This window comes from Ligilactobacillus sp., from assembly GCF_036846325.1.
Lineage (GTDB): Bacteria > Bacillota > Bacilli > Lactobacillales > Lactobacillaceae > Ligilactobacillus.
In genome coordinates, this window is sequence record NZ_DAIUCE010000007.1 from 1 (window position 1) to 20,329 (window position 20,329).

21 protein-coding genes are annotated in these 20,329 nt (G+C 47.2%); 20 read left to right on the plus strand and 1 reads right to left on the minus strand.

Translation table 11 applies throughout. The features are described 5' to 3' along the window. Positions 1-164 precede the first annotated feature (164 nt). The 20 genes from fabG (at position 165) to trxA (ending at position 19,937) form a co-directional block, all read left to right on the plus strand. Positions 165-896, plus strand: coding sequence for a 3-oxoacyl-[acyl-carrier-protein] reductase (fabG, locus tag V7Z60_RS01465; RefSeq protein ID WP_334115764.1), 732 nt, complete (start codon positions 165-167; stop codon positions 894-896). Between the two features lie 14 nt (positions 897-910). After that, entirely contained in the window at positions 911-2,143 is a 1,233-nt protein-coding gene (fabF, locus tag V7Z60_RS01470; RefSeq protein WP_334115766.1) for a beta-ketoacyl-ACP synthase II, read from the plus strand. Further along, positions 2,140-2,607 carry an acetyl-CoA carboxylase biotin carboxyl carrier protein gene (gene accB, locus V7Z60_RS01475; protein WP_334115767.1) on the plus strand — a complete coding sequence of 156 codons (468 nt, stop codon included), beginning with the start codon at positions 2,140-2,142 and terminating at the stop codon, positions 2,605-2,607. The genes fabF and accB overlap by 4 nt, the downstream gene beginning before the upstream one ends. A gap of 2 nt (positions 2,608-2,609) precedes the next feature. After that, positions 2,610-3,038, plus strand: a complete 429-nt coding sequence (gene fabZ, locus V7Z60_RS01480; protein ID WP_334115768.1) for a 3-hydroxyacyl-ACP dehydratase FabZ — start codon at positions 2,610-2,612, stop codon at positions 3,036-3,038. 18 nt (positions 3,039-3,056) lie between these two features. Next, positions 3,057-4,436 carry an acetyl-CoA carboxylase biotin carboxylase subunit gene (gene accC / locus V7Z60_RS01485; RefSeq protein ID WP_334115769.1) on the plus strand — a complete coding sequence of 460 codons (1,380 nt, stop codon included), beginning with the start codon at positions 3,057-3,059 and terminating at the stop codon, positions 4,434-4,436. Next, complete coding sequence (accD, locus tag V7Z60_RS01490; RefSeq protein WP_334115771.1) at positions 4,423-5,271, plus strand: acetyl-CoA carboxylase, carboxyltransferase subunit beta; 849 nt, start codon at positions 4,423-4,425, stop codon at positions 5,269-5,271. The genes accC and accD overlap by 14 nt, the downstream gene beginning before the upstream one ends. Beyond that, entirely contained in the window at positions 5,272-6,054 is a 783-nt protein-coding gene (gene accA, locus V7Z60_RS01495; protein WP_334115772.1) for a carboxyltransferase subunit alpha, read from the plus strand. It abuts the gene before it with no gap. Between the two features lie 18 nt (positions 6,055-6,072). Then, positions 6,073-6,837, plus strand: a complete 765-nt coding sequence (gene fabI / locus V7Z60_RS01500; protein WP_334115774.1) for an enoyl-ACP reductase FabI — start codon at positions 6,073-6,075, stop codon at positions 6,835-6,837. A 235-nt stretch (positions 6,838-7,072) separates the two neighbouring features. Then, complete coding sequence (gene zwf / locus V7Z60_RS01505; RefSeq protein WP_334115776.1) at positions 7,073-8,533, plus strand: glucose-6-phosphate dehydrogenase; 1,461 nt, start codon at positions 7,073-7,075, stop codon at positions 8,531-8,533. Between the two features lie 165 nt (positions 8,534-8,698). Beyond that, complete coding sequence (gene dinB / locus V7Z60_RS01510; protein ID WP_334115777.1) at positions 8,699-9,799, plus strand: DNA polymerase IV; 1,101 nt, start codon at positions 8,699-8,701, stop codon at positions 9,797-9,799. Positions 9,800-9,848: 49 nt separating this feature from the next. Then, positions 9,849-10,805: a DHH family phosphoesterase gene (locus tag V7Z60_RS01515; RefSeq protein WP_334115778.1), complete on the plus strand. Its 957-nt coding sequence runs from the start codon at positions 9,849-9,851 to the stop codon at positions 10,803-10,805. Beyond that, positions 10,805-12,151: a DEAD/DEAH box helicase gene (locus tag V7Z60_RS01520; protein WP_334115780.1), complete on the plus strand. Its 1,347-nt coding sequence runs from the start codon at positions 10,805-10,807 to the stop codon at positions 12,149-12,151. The genes V7Z60_RS01515 and V7Z60_RS01520 overlap by 1 nt, the downstream gene beginning before the upstream one ends. A gap of 277 nt (positions 12,152-12,428) precedes the next feature. After that, entirely contained in the window at positions 12,429-15,071 is a 2,643-nt protein-coding gene (gene alaS, locus V7Z60_RS01525; RefSeq protein ID WP_334115781.1) for an alanine--tRNA ligase, read from the plus strand. Between the two features lie 164 nt (positions 15,072-15,235). After that, positions 15,236-15,496, plus strand: a complete 261-nt coding sequence (locus tag V7Z60_RS01530; protein WP_334115782.1) for an IreB family regulatory phosphoprotein — start codon at positions 15,236-15,238, stop codon at positions 15,494-15,496. Continuing rightward, positions 15,496-15,942, plus strand: coding sequence for a Holliday junction resolvase RuvX (gene ruvX, locus V7Z60_RS01535; RefSeq protein WP_334115783.1), 447 nt, complete (start codon positions 15,496-15,498; stop codon positions 15,940-15,942). The genes V7Z60_RS01530 and ruvX overlap by 1 nt, the downstream gene beginning before the upstream one ends. A gap of 10 nt (positions 15,943-15,952) precedes the next feature. Further along, the gene (locus V7Z60_RS01540; protein WP_334115784.1) at positions 15,953-16,237 is read left to right on the plus strand and encodes a DUF1292 domain-containing protein; all 285 of its coding nucleotides are present in this window, start codon (positions 15,953-15,955) and stop codon (positions 16,235-16,237) included. 136 nt (positions 16,238-16,373) lie between these two features. Then, entirely contained in the window at positions 16,374-16,625 is a 252-nt protein-coding gene (gene zapA / locus V7Z60_RS01545) for a cell division protein ZapA (RefSeq protein WP_334115785.1), read from the plus strand. Next, entirely contained in the window at positions 16,622-17,161 is a 540-nt protein-coding gene (locus V7Z60_RS01550; RefSeq protein WP_334115786.1) for a CvpA family protein, read from the plus strand. The genes zapA and V7Z60_RS01550 overlap by 4 nt, the downstream gene beginning before the upstream one ends. A gap of 19 nt (positions 17,162-17,180) precedes the next feature. Beyond that, positions 17,181-19,541 carry an endonuclease MutS2 gene (locus tag V7Z60_RS01555; protein ID WP_334115787.1) on the plus strand — a complete coding sequence of 787 codons (2,361 nt, stop codon included), beginning with the start codon at positions 17,181-17,183 and terminating at the stop codon, positions 19,539-19,541. An 84-nt stretch (positions 19,542-19,625) separates the two neighbouring features. Then, a complete protein-coding gene (gene trxA / locus V7Z60_RS01560; protein ID WP_334115801.1) occupies positions 19,626-19,937 on the plus strand; it encodes a thioredoxin in 312 nt (103 codons plus the stop codon). Positions 19,938-19,988: 51 nt separating this feature from the next. Here the strand turns inward: trxA and V7Z60_RS01565 are convergent. Beyond that, positions 19,989-20,329, minus strand: a 341-nt coding sequence (locus tag V7Z60_RS01565; RefSeq protein WP_334115788.1) for a DUF2507 domain-containing protein, incomplete at its 5' end; no start/stop codon positions are given.

Sequence of the window (20,329 nt, forward strand, 5' to 3'; positions counted from 1 at the left end):
CTGCAGGAGCCGGTCAATGTCATTACCCCTGAATTGGGATATGGGAATACCGGTGTGGACGGCAGTAAATAAAATTATGAAAGGAAAAGCTATATTCTTTTCTCAAATGCAGTCAAATATACGAAATGGCTACATTTGTTCACATTTTATATAGCAGGGAAAAGATGAATCTTAAAGGAAAGACGGTTTTCGTAACCGGATCTTCTCGAGGCATCGGTGCTGCCTGTGCGGAAGCATTTGCCAGAAAAGGTGCCAACGTAATCGTTAACGGGCGTCACGGCGTAAGTGACGAACTGGTCAGGAAAATTGAGGAAAACGGAGTCGTCTGTAAAACGATCACAGGTGACATCTCCGTTGCAGAAGATGTCAGGAGGATGACGAAAGAGGCTTATGAATCATTTGAAGCAATCGATGTTCTGGTCAATAACGCCGGCATTACGAACGATAAGCTTCTAATCGGCATGAAGGACGAGGATTTCGATTCCGTTGTCAACGTCAACTTGCGCGGAACGTTTTTGATGACGCGTGCGTTTTTGAAGAAAATGTACAAGAAGAAAAGCGGGGCAATCATCAATCTTGCCTCAGTCGTCGGCCTGCACGGAAACGTCGGTCAGGCAAATTATGCGGCTGCAAAGGCCGGCGTAGTCGGTTTGACCAAAACCTGCGCAAAAGAGGGGGCTTTGCGCAATATCAGATGCAACGCGATTGCGCCGGGGATGATTGAAAGCGACATGACCAGTGTATTAAGCGATAAGGTTAAGGAACAAACATTACGGGACATTCCGCTCGAACGTTTCGGCAGGGTTGAAGAAGTTGCTGAAACGGCGGTTTTTCTGGCTGAAAATGATTACATTACGGGCCAGGTGATTCCGGTCGATGGCGGAATGACGATTTAGGAAGGAGTTCATTCATGACAAGAGTTGTAGTTACCGGAATGGGAACAGTTAACCCTTTGGGAAACGATGTTGCCGAATTCAAGGAAAATCTGTTTGCGGGAAAGCTCGGAATTGCTCCTATCACGAAATTTGACGCATCTGAAACAGGGATTACGAATGCCGGTGAAGTCAAGGATTTTGATCCAACGGCAAGAGTCGGCAAGAAGGCCGCCAAACGGATGGATCTTTATTCTCAATATGCAGTTGACACCGCACTTCAGGCAATTGAAGACGCGGGCATAACGGAGGGAAATACTGCTTCTGAAGATATGGGAGTTATTTTTGGATCAGGCATCGGGGGATTGACGACGATTCAGGAACAAGTCATCAAGATGCATGAAAAAGGTCCAAAACGAGTTTCGCCGCTTTTTGTTCCGACAGCAATCGCGAACATGGCTGCAGGAAACATTGCGCTTCGAGTCAAGGCCAAAAACATCTGCACGTCAATTGTGACTGCCTGTTCTTCCGGAACGAATTCGATTGGCGAAGCATATCGTCAGATTAAGGAAGGCAGGGCAAAGGTAATGCTGACCGGTGGTGCCGAAGCTTCGGTAAATGAAATCGGAATTGCCGGATTTGCGGCATTGACGGCACTGTCTGATCAAGTGGATCCGACCAGGGCTTCGATTCCGTTTGACAGGGAACGCTCTGGATTTGTCATGGGCGAAGGCTCAGGCTGTCTTGTTTTGGAAGAATTAGAACATGCAAAGGCACGCGGTGCGAGAATCATTGCCGAAATGGTCGGTTATGGCAGCACCTGCGACGCATATCACATGACGGCGCCTGATCCGACCGGAGAAGGGGCTGCGCGTGCGATGCAGCAGGCAATCGATGAAGCCGGAATCAATCCGGAAGACGTCGGATACGTCAATGCTCACGGGACGGCAACCAAGGCAAATGATGCCGGAGAAGCCAGGGCAATCAACCTGGTCTTCAAGGATTATCAGGTTCCCGTCAGCTCAACCAAGTCCATGACGGGGCATCTGCTTGGTGCTGCCGGTGCAGTTGAAGCCTGTGCAACGATTCTTTCCTTGCAAAATGGCAGGTTACCTGTCAATATAGGAATGACGACTCAAGATGAAGAGTGTAACGTTAACGTTGTAACAAAAGATAAGGAATCAGCCCCTGATCTTGAGTATGCGATCAGCAACTCATTAGGCTTTGGCGGGCACAATGCCGTTGTGGCATTCAGAAAATGGAGTGAATGATTTTGTTGGACTTTAATGATATTCAAAAATTAATGGATGAATTCAACGGTTCTGACATGCGTGAACTGGAAATCACTAGCGAGGGGTTTCACATTCATTTAAGCAAGAATGAAGTTTCCTTCGAAAAACCGGCGATTGCCAGAGCCGGCAGCGAAAAGCCGGCAATCGAAGCTGTTGAGGACGTTTCCGTTTCGGAAAAAGGCCAGGCGTCTGAAAAAGACGACGGAAAGGCAATCAAGGCCCCGATGGTCGGGACGATCTATCTTAAGCCCGAACCGGACAAGGATCCGTACGTGACTGAAGGAATGCGCGTTCACAAGGGCGATATCGTCTGCATCATCGAAGCGATGAAGATGATGACCGAAATTAAAAGCGACCTTGATGGAGTTGTTTCTGAAGTTCTGGTCGAAAACGAAGATCTTGTCGAATTCGATCAGCCACTATTCAAAGTTACGGAGGGCTAGGCATGGTTGTTTTAGATTCAACACAAATTCAAGAAATCATCCCTCATCGATATCCGATGCTTCTGATTGACCGCGTTGATGAGCTTGAACCTGGTAAAAGGGCGGTCGCAACGCGCAACGTGACGATTCATGAAGAAGTGTTCAACGGACATTTTCCTGACAATCCGGTCATGCCTGGTGTATTGATTGTTGAGGCGCTTGCTCAGACCGGCGCCGTTGCATTGCTTTCGATGCCTGAATTCAAGGGCAAGACGGCTTATTTTGGCGGCATTCGTCAGGCAAAATTCAGAAAAGTCGTCCGCCCCGGCGATACGTTGAGACTTGAGGTTACGTTGGACAAAATCAGGAACAACATAGGGACAGGCAAGGCTGAAGCAACGATTGACGGAAAAAGGTGCTGCAGTGCAGAGCTGACGTTTATGATCGGATAACAAGAGGTAGGTAAAGCGATGTTTTCAAAAGTTTTAGTAGCCAATCGCGGCGAAATTGCGGTTCGGATCATTCGCTCCTTAAAGGAGCTCGGGATAAAATCGGTGGCAATCTACTCAACCGTTGACCGTGAGAGCCTGCATGTTCAGCTGGCTGATGAGGCCGTTTGCGTCGGCTCGGCCAAACCGCAGGATTCTTATTTGAACATGAAGAATATTCTGGCGGCGGCAATCGGGACCGGGGCTCAGGCAATTCACCCCGGATTTGGTTTTCTTTCTGAAAACAGCCGTTTTGTCGAGATGTGTGAAAGCTGCGGAATTACTTTCATTGGCCCGAAATCAGAAACGATTTCGCTGATGGGAAACAAGGCCAATGCCAGAATCCAGATGCAGCAAAGCGGCGTTCCCGTCATTCCGGGGAGCAAGGGCTTTATCAGCGACGTTGAAGAAGCCAGGGAAATCGCCGGAAAAGTCGGATACCCGGTTTTGCTGAAGGCAGCGGCCGGTGGCGGCGGCAAGGGAATCAGAAGGGTCAACAATGAAGAAGAGCTTACGAATGCCTATGAGGAGGCCAGGCGTGAAGCTTTGAGCGCATTCGGCGATTCCAGGATGTATCTTGAAAAAATCATGGAAAACGTCAAGCATATCGAAGTCCAGGTCTTCAGAGACGAATTCGGTCATTCCGTGTATTTTCCCGAGCGCGACTGCTCGATTCAGCGAAACAAGCAGAAGATGATTGAAGAAAGTCCATGTTCTCTCGTTACGCCCGAGCAAAGGAAGCAGCTTGGCGAGATTGCGGTTCGCGCCGTCGATGCGATTGATTACAGGAATACCGGCACGATCGAGTTTCTGATGGACAGGAATCACAGGTTCTACTTTATGGAAATGAATACCAGAATTCAGGTTGAGCATACCGTGACCGAAATGGTGACGGGCGTTGATCTTGTCAAGGCACAGGTCAGGGTGGCTTCGGGAGAGCCTCTTCCGTTCAGGCAAGAGGACATCAAGCTGTTGGGCAGCGCAATCGAATGCCGCATCAACGCTGAAGATCCTGCAAGAAATTTCATGCCGTCAATCGGCAGAATCAACTACTTGTACTTCCCGGTCGGAAACCTGGGGATGAGAATCGATTCCGACCTTTATGCCGGAACTGAAATCTCTCCTTATTATGATTCGATGATTGCCAAGGTGATTGCTCTTGGACATGATCGCCATGAAGCGGTCGAAAAAGTCAAGCGCCTGTTGATGGAAATGATCATTTCAGGCATTACGATCAACCGCGATTTTCATCTGGCAATCCTGGAGGATCCTGAATTTTTGAGCGGAAAGACGACGACCGATTATTTGGAACGCGTCTTTTTGCCAAAATGGAAGCGAAGTGAAGAGAATGCAACTGTTTAATGAACTCAAGACGTTGGGACAAAGACACGTCAAGGCTGATAAAAAGGCAATGGCAAGGGTTCCTGACGGGATGTGGGTCGAATGTCCCAAATGCGGACATCCGATCTATCACAAAGATTTTGATTGTTACAAGGAATGTCCCGAATGCAGCTACGGCTTTCGAATGCGGGCCAGAGAACGGCTGTCATGGCTGGTTGACGAATTCGAGGAAACGGACGGAAATCTGCAGACGACAGACCCGTTGAATTTTCCTGATTATGATGAAAAGCTTGCCAAGGGAAAGAAGAATTCGGGGATAAATGAATCTGTTTTGAGCGGAATCGCAAAAATCAACAGGCAAAAATTCGCGCTCGGAATAATGGATCCGTACTTCGTAATGGGTTCGCTTGGAACCGTAGCCGGCGAGAAATTGACGCGCCTGTTTGAAACAGCGGTTTCACAAAAGCTTCCGGTGGTTGTTTTCACGGCCTCTGGCGGTGCCAGAATGCAGGAAGGAATTTTTTCCTTGATGCAAATGGCGAAGGTTTCCCAAGCGGTTAAAAAGCACAGCGATTGCGGCTTGCTGTATGTCAGCGTGCTGACGGATCCGACAACGGGCGGTGTGACGGCAAGCTATGCGATGCAGGGAGACATTATCCTGGCTGAGCCGCATGCTCTGGTCGGTTTTGCCGGCAAGCGGGTAATTGAGCAGACGATGCACCAGAGGATTCCCGATGATCTTCAAAGCGCTGAAACGCTGCAAGGGAACGGCTTTGTTGATGCCATTGTCAAACGGCATGACGAAAAGAAGATGCTTGAAAAGATTCTGATGATGCACGAGAGAGCGGGTGAATGATTGAAATTGAAAAAAGAGAAAACGGCCGCTCAGATTGTCGCCTTGTCCAGAGCACCGGAAAAAATAACGACTTCGGAGCTGATAAAGGGCTTGTTCGCAGATTTTATCGAATTTCACGGCGATCGTAATTATCAAGATGATCAGGCAATCGTTGCCGGAATCGGAACGTTCAAAAAGAAGCCAGTAACGATAATTGCGACCGATAAGGGCGTTTCACCCAGGGAACGAGTTGCCAAGAATTTCGGATGTCCGTCTCCCGGCGGCTACAGGAAGGCATTGCGTCTGGCAAAGCAGGCAGAGAAATTCAATCGACCTGTGATTGCATTCGTCAATACGTCAGGTGCGTATCCGGGAAGGAGTGCAGAAGAACATGGACAGGGGGAAGCAATCGCCCGCAATCTGTTGGAATTTTCAACCTTGAAAGTGCCCTTTGTCACTGTTATCTTTGGCGAAGGCGGAAGCGGCGGAGCATTGGCGCTTGCTTGCGGAGACGAAGTCTGGATGCTTGAAAACAGCATGTACTCTGTTCTGTCTCCTGAAGGCTTTGCATCGATTCTGTGGAAAGACAGCAGGCGAAGCGATGAAGCCTGTGAAGTCATGCAGCTTACTCCTGAATCCCTGCTTGAAAATGACGTGATTGAAGGAATCATTCCTGAACATCGCAGCCATCGTCAAACAATTGCCGAAATCGCAAAAGTACTGGATGAAAGACTGCAGACACTTGAAAAATTGACGCCGGAACAGCTGCTCAGCAAGAGGCATTCGCGTTTCCGGAAATTTTAGAGAAAGAGATGAGTTAAAGTGGGAAATTTGTTGGAAGGCAAGAAGATTCTCGTAATGGGCGCTGCAAATCGTCGTTCGATTGCATGGGGCTGTGCTTCAGTCATGCAGGAACAAGGCGCTCAATTAATATACACGTACCAAAATGAACGCTTGAAGAAGAGTCTGCTCAAACTTGTCGGCGATGAAGACCGCTTGGTTGAGTGCGACGTTTCAAGCGACGAAAGCATTCAGGAAGCCTTTTCAATCGTCAGGGAACGTTTCGGGACAATTGACGGCATCGTTCATGCGATTGCATTTGCACCAAAGCAGGAGCTTGAAGGCAATATTTTGAATTCGACCCGCAGTGGCTTTGCCCAGGCATTGGATGTTTCGAGCTATTCTTTTCTGGCTGTTGCGAAGTTTGCGGTTGAAAAAGAACTTCTTAATGAAAATGCAAGTCTTGCAACTTTGACGTACATGGGTTCAACTCGTGCCATCCCAAGCTACAATACGATGGGAGTTGCAAAGGCTGCCCTTGAGGCTGAAATGCGTTATATGGCACGCGATCTCGGTGCACAGGGAATCAGAGTCAACGCAATCTCGGCAGGGGCCGTCAAGACTCTGGCTGTTACAGGAATCAAGGATCATTCCAAGCTGCTCGACATGTCGCAGGACCGCGCAGTTGACTGCGTGTCAGTGACAACATCGCAAATAGGCGGGATGTGCGCATTTTTGATGAGCGATCTTTCGACAGGAGTTGTCGGAGACGTATTGTACGTGGATAAAGGCGTTCATTTGATTTAAAAAATTGATTCAGACAAATGAAAAATTGCATGCGGAGCCGAGTTTTTCTTGGCTCTTTTTTGAACATCGACAGGCAAAAGCCTTGTTAAAATCTGTTCAGATTAGTAAAATATAGATTGTGGTACCTTGAGATGAAAGGCAGATTGAAGGACTCAAGTCAAAATTTTGAAAGAAGGGAGCGCGGGATACCGTGGTTCGCCACGCCTCGTATTGGGGGCATCTCGCCCAGATATCAATGAATAATACTGAACAACAGGCACTGTTTATCATTTTTGGCGGAACGGGGGATTTGGCACAAAGAAAATTGTACCCGTCGCTTTTCAACTTGTACAAGCGCGGCTATTTGAAAAATCATTTTGCCGTTATCGGGACGGCCCGCCGCCCCTGGACGGATGAACATTATCATGAAGTAATCAAGGAATCGATTGCGGGGATGTACGATGATGAAGCGCAGGCCGATGATTTTGCAGGGCATTTCTACTATCAGTCGCATAACGTAAACGATACGAATCATTATGTCACGCTTCGGGATCTGGCAGACAGGCTTGATGAAAAATACGGCTTGTGCGGAAATCGCCTGTATTACCTGGCAATGTCGCCGCGCTTTTTCGGGACAATCTGCGAGCACTTGAAGACGCAGGAAATCATCACCAGGAACGGTTATAATCGTGTCGTCGTCGAAAAGCCGTTCGGGCATGATTATGAAAGTGCCAAGGCATTGAACGATGAAATCGCTTCTGTTTTTCCTGAGCAGGACGTTTTTCGAATCGATCACTATCTCGGCAAGGAGATGGTGCAGAACATCCTGGCGGTTCGTTTTGGAAACAGCATGTTCAATGCGATGTGGAACAATCGTTACATCAGCAATATTCAGATTACTTTAAGCGAAGCGCTCGGCGTTGAGGAACGGGCCGGGTATTATGAAACGTCCGGGGCATTGCGTGATATGGTTCAGAATCATATTCTGCAGATCGTGACCCTTTTGACGATGAATGCGCCCGTTTCCTATTCCGCAGAAGATATTTCCAGAGAAAAGATTAATGCTTTGAAATCTCTAAAAGTTTACGATGCTGAGGAGATCAAGGAGAATTTTGTCCGGGGACAATACGGCAAGGGCGCTGGCTTGAAGGCATACCGGGATGAGGATCAGGTCGCTTCTGATTCGATGACGGAAACGTTTGTTGCCGGCAAGCTTGCGGTCGAGAACATGGATTTTGCCGGCGTGCCGATCTATATCAGAACGGGCAAGCGCATGAAGGAAAAGGCAACCAGAATCGATGTCGTCTTCAAGCAAATGCCGGTGGTCGTTTTTAAGGACAGCTGCCTTAAAAGTGATGTTTTGACGATCAACGTCGACCCTGAACCGGGAATTTCGATTCAGCTGAATACCAAAAAAGTCGGTCAGAACTTTGATACTGAATCGATTGACATCGGATACAGTCTCAGCGATGAGCAAAAAGCAGAGATGCCTGAAGCGTATGAACGCCTGATCCTGAATGCTCTTCGCGGCGAAACGATGAATTTTGCCCGTTGGGACGAACTTTCATATTCATGGAAGTTTCTTGATTCAATCAGAAGGGCATGGGACGATGAAGAACTTTCGGTCGACGCCTTTCCGAATTATGCATGCAAGACGATGGGACCGGAGGCTTCCGATGAATTGCTTGAAAAAGACGGAAATCATTGGGAATTTTAGCAATTGCTGCCGTCAGCTTAAATAGTTTACAAAAGACATCGGATTTGTGTCCGATGTCTTTTTGATTATTCAAAAAAGACAACTCGGCTTAAGTATCCAGTACATATGTTTGCTTTTCCGAGTGGGATTAATGTATAATTTAAGTAACGGACAGGAGGAGTTTTCATGGCTCGCAAAATCATTCATGTCGATATGGATTGCTTTTATGCCTCGATTGAAGTAAGAGACAATCAGAATCTGGCAGGCAAGCCGGTGGTGATTGCAAGAGATCCCAGGCATTCAGGCGGCAAGGGGGTCGTTTCAACGGCTAACTATATTGCAAGAGCTTTTGGAGTTCATTCGGCAATGAATGCAAACGATGCACTGAATCTTTGCCCGGACGCAGTTTTCGTGACGCCAGACTTCAATAAATATCGCCGGGTTTCAAAAGAGATTCATGAAATTTTCCATGAATATACTGATAAGGTTGAGCCGATTGCATTTGATGAAGCATATCTTGATGTGACGGAGTGCAAGCTTGGATTGAAATCAGCAACGGTGATTGCGCATCTGATTCAGCAGGAAATTTTTGAAAAGACCGGTCTGACCTGTTCGACAGGAATATCGTATAATAAATTCTTGGCCAAGCTTGCTTCAGATTATGCCAAGCCGGTCGGGATGACGCTTGTCCGTGAGGATGAGGCACTGGATTTCCTGTTGCCGCTGAAAATTGAAAAATTCAGAGGCATCGGCAGGAAAACCGTGATCAAAATGCACGAATTGGGAGTTTATAACGGGTACGATCTTTACAGACTTTCAGAGTTGAATCTGATTCACTATTTTGGTAAAATGGGACACTTTTTCTATGAACAGGTCAGAGGAATCGATGACAGGGAAGTTGAATGGCAGAGGGAACGAAAGTCCTTTGGAGTTGAACGGACATTCAACATGCCGCTTGTTTCAAATGAAGAAATAGATGCGCAGCTCAAGTGGACGGCGCAAAAACTGGCAGATGATCTGAAACGGGCGCAAAAACATGGAAAAACACTGGTAGTCAAGGTTCGAAACTCTGAATTTGAAACAAAAACAAAGCGGATGACTCTGGCTGACTACTTCCAAAACGATGCGGCAACGATTGCGTATTACGGGCGCCAGCTGCTTGACGAACTCTATTCTGAAGGCGAGTCAATTCGCTTGATGGGGCTTTCGATGACGTCGATTGATTCGATTGAGTATGAAAACATCACTTTGGATTTGTTTGGACGAAACGACGTGCATAATGACTGAAAGACGTGTTATACTGAATAGTTGGCAACAGAATGCGAGGAAATTAAACATGACAATCGAAGAAGAAATCATCAGTAAAATTAAAGAATTTGACAAAATCATCATTCACCGTCATCAGAATGCAGATCCCGATGCATTGGGATCCCAGGGCGGACTGGCTGAAGTCATCAAGGCAGCTTTTCCTGAAAAATCGGTCAAAGTCGTTGGTGATGACGTTGAAGGGCTCAAGTGGATCCTGACTGAAGATAAAGTTCTGGATGAGGAGTATGCGGATGCGCTGGTAATCGTGACCGATACCGCCAATACCCCGCGGATTGACGATGAACGGTACGATAATGGAAAATACCTGATCAAGATTGACCATCATCCGAATGATGATGTATACGGAGACCTTGTTTTGGTCAGACCCGAAGCATCCAGCTGCTCCGAGATCATCGTTGATCTCGTCAACGCTTCTGACGGTGAACTCAGATTGACGAAAGAAGCCGCAAGGAGACTTTATGCCGGCATTATCGGTGATACGGGCAGGTTCATGTATGATTGCACTACGCCGCACACGATGCGCGTTACGGCTCAGTTGCTGGAACAGGGAATCGATGCTGCGCTGGAGAACCGTAAAATGGATGAAATCAACGTAGCTGAAGCAAGACTTTCAGCCTATGTCTATCAGAATCTTCAGATCACGGAACATCACGCCGCATACGTCATCATTAAAAATGCGGTTTTAGCAGAACTGGGCGCAGAGGACAGCGGAACTGCGCACGTTGTTTCACTTCCCGGAAGAATTGAGGGAATTCTTTGCTGGACGATTTTTGCTGAGCAGGAAGACGGAACGTATCGTTTGCGAATTCGTTCCAAAAAGCCCGTAATCAACGAATTGGCCAAAGAATACGGCGGCGGCGGACATCCGCTGGCAAGCGGAGCCAGACTGGACGATGAGGGCGGAATTCCGGGCTTTGTCGAAAAGCTTGATGAAGTAGCCGCAAAATGCACGGAGGAAGAATAATGACACAAACATTTGCACAATTTGGTTTTAAGCCGTTCATTGATGCGGCTTTGAAGGAGATTGGCTTTAAAGAGCCGACAGAAGTTCAGTCGCGTCTGATTCCCTTGATTTTAAAGGGGAGGAGCGTCGTCGGACAGTCTCAGACGGGAAGCGGCAAGACGCACACTTTCCTGCTGCCGATTTTTCAAAAGGTTGATCCGGAGCTGACGGAAGTTCAGGCCGTCATTACGACGCCCAGTCGTGAGTTGGCATATCAGATTTATGATGCTGCCAGGCAGATTGCAAAACACAGCGAAAAGGAAATACTGGTGCATAATTACGTTGGCGGAACGGACAAGCAGCGCCAGATTGAAAAACTTGAGCACAGGCAGCCGCAAATCGTCATCGGTACGCCGGGACGAGTGCTGGATTTGATGAAATCGCAGGCGCTTGACGTTCACAATGCATCCGTTTTGGTGGTCGATGAAGCTGACATGACGCTTGATCTTGGCTTTTTGAAAGAAACGGACGCAATTGCGTCTGCGATGCCGAAAGAATTGCAGATGATGGTCTTTTCGGCAACGATTCCCGACAAGCTTAAGCCGTTTTTGAGGAAGTACATGACCGATCCCGTAGTTGAAGTCGTTGAAAACAGGAACGTCATCAGCCCGACGATTGACAACTGGCTGGTTTCAACGAAGGGACGCGACAAAAATCAACTGATCTATCAGCTTTTGACGATGGGCCAGCCCTATCTGGCACTTGTCTTTGCCAATACCAAGGAGCGCGTGGATGATCTGACGAGATACTTGCGTTCCCAGGGACTGCGAGTTGCAAAGATTCACGGCGGAATTCCTCCCAGAGAACGCAAGCGAACGATGCGCGAAATTCAAAATATGGAATATCAATTCGTGGTGGCAACGGATCTGGCAGCCCGCGGCATTGATATTGAGGGCGTTTCACAGGTCATCAATGACGATATTCCGGAAGATCTCGAATTCTTCATTCATCGCGTCGGCCGAACGGGGCGCAACGGCATGGAAGGAACGGCAATTACGCTGTATGCTCCAAGCGAAGACAAGATGATTGCCGAATTGGAAGATCTTGGCATTTCCTTTAAGGAAAAGAAACTTTCAAACGGAGAACTCATCGATTCCTATGATCGCAATCGTCGTTTCAAACGCAGAACAAGGAGCAGCAAGCTTGATCCGAAAATTGTCGGAATGGTTAAAAAGGAAAAGAAGAAACGCAAGCCTGGTTATAAGAACAAAATCAAACGCGCAATCAAGCGAGATGAACAGCAGAAGAGAAAACTTGCGCGCAGACAGGAAATGCGCAATGCCAGGAAAGGAAACAGACAGTTTTAATCGTTGCTTGACATTTTGGCGAATATTTTCTATACTTTGAAAAGTAATCGGGACATGTCCGGACGCATTTCACGTCCAAGAGAGGGCTTGGAAGCTGTGAAAGCCCGTCTGAATCGTCTGGATGCTCCCCGATGATGAATTACGAATAAAACGTGCTCACGTTAATTGGGCAATTAAGAGGTAAACGATGAAGCATCGTTGCAATCGGGGTGGTACCGCGCAGACAGCGTCCCCGTTGGCAACGGTGTTTTTTGCTTTCAGAAAGGATTTTTTAACGATGAAGGAATTATCTAGCGCACAAGTGCGTCAAATGTATCTGGATTTCTTTAAGGGCAAGGGGCATGATGTGATGAAGAGTGCCCCGCTCGTACCGCATGATGATCCGACTCTTCTCTGGATCAACTCAGGTGTTGCGACAATGAAGAAGTATTTTGACGGAACGGTCGTACCAAAGAACCATCGCATCACGAGCTCGCAAAAGTCAATCAGAACGAACGATATTGAAAACGTCGGCCATACTGCACGCCACCATACGCTGTTTGAAATGCTCGGAAACTTTTCCGTTGGCGACTACTTCAAAAAAGAAGCCATTACCTGGGCATGGGAACTTTTGACAAGCGAAGAATGGTTTGACATGGATCCTGAAAAACTCTACGTGACGGTTTATCCAAAGGATTCCGCCGCTCGTGAATGCTGGAAGGAAGTCGGCGTCGAAGACAGTCATATCTATGAAGCAGAAGACAACTTCTGGGATATCGGCGAAGGCCCGTCCGGCCCTGATTCTGAAATTTTCTATGATCGCGGTCAGGAAATGAACAACGTTTCAGAAGATGATCCTGAAAATTATCCCGGTGGGGAAAATGAACGCTATCTTGAAATCTGGAACATCGTGTTCTCTGAATTCAACCATAAGCCTGACGGAACTTATGAACCGCTTCCGCACAAGAACATTGATACGGGCATGGGTCTTGAACGTGTCGTTTCCGTTTTCCAGCATGCCAGGACAAACTTTGAAACGGATTTGTTCATGCCGATTATCGATGAAACTGCCAGGATGGCAAAAGGAGACGTTCATTACGGTGACGATGCCGAAAAAGACATTTCGTTCAAGGTTATTGCAGACCACGCGCGTGCGGTGACGTTCGCAATCGGTGATGGCGCACTCCCTTCAAACGAAGGCCGCGGATACGTTATTCGTCGTCTGATTCGTCGTGCCGTCATGCACGGCCAGAAACTCGGCATCGAAGGAGCATTCCTCTACAAACTGGTTCCGGTCGTCGGCAAGATTATGGAATCCGCATATCCCGAAGTTCTGGAGCAGGCTGAGTATATCCAAAAAGTCATCCGCAACGAAGAGGATCGCTTCAATGAAACGCTCAAGGACGGCGTTGGCCTGCTTGAAGACCTTATTTCAGAGACAAGGGAAAAGGGCGAAACGAAACTTGCCGGATCGGGCGTATTCAAGCTCTATGATACTTATGGATTCCCGTTGGAATTGACAAAGGAAATTGCTGCCGATCAAGGTCTTGATGTCGATAAGGCAGGCTTTGATGAAGAAATGCAAAAACAAAAGGAACGTGCAAGAGCTGCTCGCGGCAATGCCAAGTCAATGGGCGTTCAGAACGGATTGTTGACTGACATCAAGACGCCAAGTGAATATGTCGGGTACGAAAGACTTGCCGCAGACGGTGTCTTGAAAGATATTATCGTTGACAACAAGCTTGTTGACGTCGTGTCCGAGGGCGAAGCACAGGTCATCTTTGACAAGACGCCGTTTTATGCCGAAATGGGCGGACAGGTTGCCGACAAGGGCATCATCAAAAATGAAGACGGCAAAGTCGTGGCTGAAGTCAAGGACGTTCAGCATGCACCTAATGGTCAGAACATGCACACGCTCAGGGTTTTGGCAGAAATGAAGAAGAATGCGAAATATCGCCTGGAAGTAAACGTTGAATTCCATGACAAGGTCAAGAAGAATCATACTGCAACCCATTTGCTTGATCAGGCTTTGCGGGACGTTTTAGGCGAGCATACGCATCAGGCCGGATCGCTTGTTGAACCAAACTATTTACGTTTCGATTTTACCAAGATGGGGGCAACGACTCCTGAAGAACTTGAAAAAGTTGAAAAGATCGTCAACGAGAAAATCTGGGCAAACATGCCGGTCGAAACGGTCGTGACGGATATCGAATCGGCCAGGAAGCTTGGCGCAATTGCGCTCTTTACCGAAAAGTACGGGGATACCGTACGCGTTGTCAAGGCAGGCAACTATTCAATGGAATTCTGCGGAGGCAATCACGTTGACAATACGAACGAAATCGGCTTGTTCAAGATCGTTTCCGAATCCGGCGTCGGCGCAGGTGTTCGCCGAATCGAAGCCGTGACGTCAAAAGAGGCATTCGAGTACTTGGAACACCGCAATGCTCTTCTGAAGGAAACCGCAGCTGAAATGAAGGTTGCGCAAATCAAGGAAATTCCGCACAAGGTCCAAGGACTGCAGGAGCAAATCAAGGAGCTTGAAAACAAGGTGTCTGCACTTGAGGACAAGTTTGCGAGTCAACAGGCAGAAGACGTCTTCAAGAACGTCCGGACTGTTGCCGGCAGGACTCTGATCGCTGCTGCGGTTAAGGTTTCCGGCATGAATCAGCTGCGTTCCCTGGCAGACCAATGGAAGGAAAAGGAGCTTTCCGACGTTCTTGTTTTAGGTTCTTCATCCGGGGACAAGGTCAACTTGATCGTTGCTGTTTCTGATGATGCCATCAAGGCCGGAATCAAGGCCGGTGATTTGATCAAGGCGATTGCTCCGCTTGTCGGCGGCGGTGGTGGCGGTCGTCCGAACCTCGCACAGGCCGGTGGCAAGAAACCCGAAGGATTGCCTGAAGCATTGAAGGCAGCAGAAAAATGGCTTGCTGAAAAATAGTCATCTAAAGGGACAGGGTCAAACCTGGCCCTTTTTTGTGATGTTTATGTAAGTGTTTTCCAAAATTTTGATTACGATTCGTTTACAATAAGATTTATTGATTGTGACATTATGAATTGTCTAGTAAAATAGAGTTGATGAATAGATCCGCGGAGGTGTTAGAGATGAGTTCGTTGGATAAGACAATGTACTTCAATTTTGAAGATAATAATCAAAAAGATGTTCGTGAGACGCTTGAAACCGTCTATGATGCTTTGGAGAAAAAGGGATACAACCCGATTAATCAGATCGTCGGATATCTTCTTTCGGGTGACCCGGCCTATATTCCGCGGCTCAATGATGCCCGAAATCTAATCAGAAGGCATGAACGTGATGAAATTATTGAAGAATTGGTACGTTCATATCTTGATAAGGAGGATAAATAGTGGCGCGACTAATGGGACTTGATGTTGGTTCAAGGACGGTCGGCATAGCCGTCAGCGATGAGCTTGGATGGACTGCGCAAGGTGTTGAGATCATCAAAATCAACGAAGAAGAAGCGGTTTTTGGGATTGAGCGAGTCGGGGAGCTTGTTGAAGAATACGACGTTTGCGGTTTTGTTCTGGGACTTCCGAAAAACATGAACAATACTCTCGGTCCGCGTGCTGAGGCTTCAAAAGCATACGGAGAGCTTCTGGCTGAAACGTTCGGCCTGCCGATTGATTTCCAGGATGAACGGCTGACGACCGTCGAAGCTGAAAGGATGCTGGTCGAGCAGGCTGATGCTTCAAGAAGGAAACGCAAGAAGGTTATCGATAAGCTGGCTGCAAGTCTTATTTTGCAAAACTATCTGGACGCTTCCGGAAAACTTATGGCAGAAATTAAGAAATGAGGTAACGTGCATGAGCGCATACGAAGAACAATATATTACTGTATCAGATGACAACGGCAATGAAACGCTTTACGAAGTTTTGTTCACGTTTGATTCCGAGGATTATGGCAAGTCATACATTTTATTGATTCCTGCCGGTTCAGAACCGGGAGATCAGGTTGACGTTCTTGCCTATTCCTTTGATTCCGAAGCAGAAGGCGACGATGTTGACTTGAATGAAATTGAAAGCGATGAAGAATGGGACATGGTCGAAGGCGTTTTGGACACGTTTTTGAATGACGAGAACATGCAATAGGAATTTGAGCGAGGGTCAATGCTGGCACTCGCTTTTTTTACGGGCATTGAATTTCGCATTCGCACAAGGGTTGTGATAAAATTAAGGAAGGTACAGCCTGAAAGGCTTTGTGACAATATTTTATGAGGTGAAATCGATGTCTGATATAAAGAGACGGTTCAAGATTAAGCTTGGCGGAAACGAATATACGATTATCGGAAACACGACCCCAAAAAAGATGGACGCGGTTTCCAGACTGCTTAATGAACAACTGGAAGAGATTTCCAGACAGATGCCGTCGTTATCAACTGAAAAGGCAGCAGTGCTTCTGGCAGTCAACGCAATGTCAGATTGTCTTGAAAAGCAGGAAGAACTTGATAGATTAAAGGAAGAGAAAGGAAGCAAATGAGTGTTTCGCTGATCATTGTCCTATTACTGATAATAGCATATCGGGCAGGAGCCAGGAGAGGATTGGTTCAAACAGTCGTGAATGTCGTCGGTTACGTTGCGGTCACTTTTGCCGCCGGTTTTCTGGCACATGCATACGGACCGGTTTTTGCAGAGAAGATGCCTCAGATTACTGATGAAGAAAACGGATTCCTGGCAGTTGCCGGGATCAATCTCAACAGTGCATTTTATCAGATCATGCTGTTTTGGATCTTTGCAATCGGTCTGGGAATCGTCTTTCGAATGGTTTCCGGTTCGCTCGGGATTTTTACGAAAATGCCCGTTGTTTCATCGGTTAACCGGATTCTGGGCGGACTGGCATCTTTTTTAATGATGTACGCCGTCATCTTTTTTGCGTTGCTTTTCGCCGGTTCCTGGCCAAATGCAGGGGTGAGAAATTCAGTCGATGACTCAACGGTTGCTAGGTTTATCTTGAACAAGACGCCCGGTTTATCTGAAAAGATAATTTCCGACTGGCTTCCGGCAAAGGACGTCTGATTTATGAAAGGAGTTTTCCGTGAACGAAAAGGGTTTAAGAACGCTTGAATACGATAAGGTCAAGAATATGCTGCTGGCGTATGCAACGACCGAAATGGGGAGAAACATGGTTTTTGAGCTGACCCCGTCGTCTGATTGTGAATGGATCGAACAAGCGTTGGATGAAACAAAGGATGGGGCTGACGTATTGAGACTCAAGGGCGGAATTCCGATTCCGAAACTTGAATCCGTAAAAAAACATTTAAAGAGACTTGACATCGGTGCTTCGCTCAGTGCCAGAGAACTTGCTGAAGTAGGACGCGTTTTGCGCGTTACGAATGAAACGAAGCGGTTCTTTCGCGATCTTGAAGCGGATGAGACTGAACTGAATCATCTTTATGATGAGGCAGACATGCTGGAGACGCTTCCTGACGTATCAGGACGTTTGCTGATGTCGATTGAAAATGACGGACACGTAACGGATGAGGCTTCGTCGCTTTTGGCAAGTCTGAGACGTCAGATTACGACGACGGAAGGAGAAATCAGAAACCGGCTTGGTAATTTCGTACGGGGAAAGTCTTCAAAATATCTGAGCGATTCGCTGGTCACGATCAGAAACGAACGCTACGTTATTCCCGTTAAGGCAGAATATAAGAATGCCTTTGGCGGAATCGTTCATGACCAAAGCTCTTCCGGTCAGACGTTGTTCATCGAACCGAAGGAAATAGTTGAGCTGAATAACCGTCTGCGTCAGCAGCAGATTGCTGAAAAAGAGGAAATCAAGCGGATTCTTGAAGAATTATCCGAACTGATTGCTCCTTATACTGAAGAAATTGAAAACAACGCCAGGATTCTGGGCAAATTTGATTTCATAAATGCAAAGGCGAAGCTTGCGCATGATCTGAAAGCAACTCAGCCGTTGATTTCAAGAGAAAATGACGTCTATCTTCGACAGGTATGGCATCCTTTGCTTGATTCAAAGAAGGCCGTTCGAAACGATATCGCAATCGGCAGGGATTATCAGGCAATCGTGATTACCGGTCCGAATACCGGTGGTAAGACAATCACGCTCAAAACGCTCGGACTGGTCAGCATGATGGGACAGTCCGGCTTGTTTATCCCTGCATTTGAAAACAGCCGAATCGGCGTATTCGATGATATTTTTGCTGATATCGGCGATGAGCAGTCGATTGAGCAGAGCTTGTCGACGTTTTCGTCGCATATGACAAACACCGTCGAAATTTTGAATAACATTGATGAACGTTCGCTGGTTTTGTTTGATGAGCTTGGGGCCGGGACCGATCCTCAGGAAGGTGCTGCATTGGCAATTGCGATTCTGGATGCAGTCGGTGCCAAGGGAAGCTATGTTGTTGCAACGACCCATTATCCGGAACTTAAGGCATACGGCTATGAGCGCCCGCAGACGATCAATGCTTCAATGGAGTTTGACGCTGAAACGCTCAAGCCGACGTATCATCTGCTGATCGGCATTCCGGGACGAAGCAATGCCTTTGACATTTCCAGACGACTTGGACTTGATGATGCAATTGTTGAGGCGGCAAGGCAGCTGACGGACCAGGACAGTCAGGATTTGAACGAAATGATTGCTGACCTTGTTCAAAAGCGTCATGAAGCAGAAGAGGAGAAGGCAAGGTTTAAAAAGTACCTTGATGAATCCGAAAAGCTTCATGCTGATTTGGAAAAGGGTTATGAGACCTATGTTCGTGAACGTGACAACATGGTCGAGACCGCCAAGAGGAAAGCTAACGAAATCATTGAAAATGCCCGGAGAGAGTCAGAAGAGATAATTTCCGAACTGCACAAAATGAAACAAAGCGGAGCATCTTCAATTAAGGAAAATGAGCTGATTGATGCTAAATCGCGTTTGAATGCTCTTGAACAGCCGATAATGCTCAAAAAGAACAAAGTGCTGCAGCGTGCCAGGAAACAGCAGGAATTTCATGAAAATGACGATGTGCTCGTCAAGACATACGGACAACGCGGCGTGTTGACGAAACGCCTCGGAAAGCACGAATGGGAAGTTCAGCTTGGAATTTTGAAAATGAAAATCGATGAAGCCGATCTTGAGAAGATAAAGGTTGAAGAAAACAGCAGGCGCGGAGCCGGAACCGTTCTTAAGTCGTCCGGGACGAGTCATGTTTCGCCTCAGCTCGATCTCAGGGGACAGCGATACGAAGAAGCAATGGTCAACGTTGACCGCTACATGGATGCTGCAATTCTTGCAGGCTATCCATCGGTTACGATTGTTCATGGCAAAGGGACTGGTGCCTTGCGCCAGGGAATCATCAAATATCTGCAGCAGCATCGTTCCGTCAAGCATTTTGAATTTGCTTCTCCAGGCAACGGCGGAAACGGTGCAACCGTTGTTTATTTTAAGTAAGCAAAAATTTAGCACCTGTTTTGATGTTGTGTTACAATGGACTCATGAATCAGGATTCACCAAATTCGAGAGGAGAAACGAATGATGATTGAAAATTTGACGAATGACAATTTTGCTGAAAAAACTGCTCAAGGTTTGACTTTTACTGATTTCTGGGCAACATGGTGCGGCCCTTGCCGGATGCAGGGACCAGTTGTTGAACAACTGTCAGAAGAGCTTGACGGAAAGGTTTCCTTTTTCAAGGTTGACGTTGACGAAAATCAGGCAACGGCTGAAAAATTCGGCGTTATGAGCATTCCGACGATGATTGTTCAAAAGGACGGCAAAGTGGTCGACACGGTTGTTGGATATCACGAAAAGGATGACTTGAAGCAAATCATCGAAAAGCACCTTTAATCATAAAAATGATGATTTAAAAAGCCTCCCCGTCAAACCGGGAGGCTTTTTTCAGTCTTTGTCCAAATGCAGAGGAGATGCAGCTTCCTGCTCGTAATCCGCGAAGTCAATCGGATCTTTAGAATCTACCTGAACCAGGAAAGTCACGGTATCATCTGTTTGCTTTTCGATGATTGCTTCGGTCACAAAACCCAGCTGCAATTGAATCGTTTCAGCCAGAAAGCCGGCTTCAAGCAGGAAGTCAGCCTTGGGGTTCAACTGCTTCCGCAAGACAACGGGTTTTCCGCTGAGTTCGAAATGCTGGTTGTCATGTTTAGCCTTTGTTCTTTTGAGCGTTCCCCACTCTGCCTGTTCAAAGAAGATTGGAAGGTCTTCGTCCTTTGCAAGCGGAA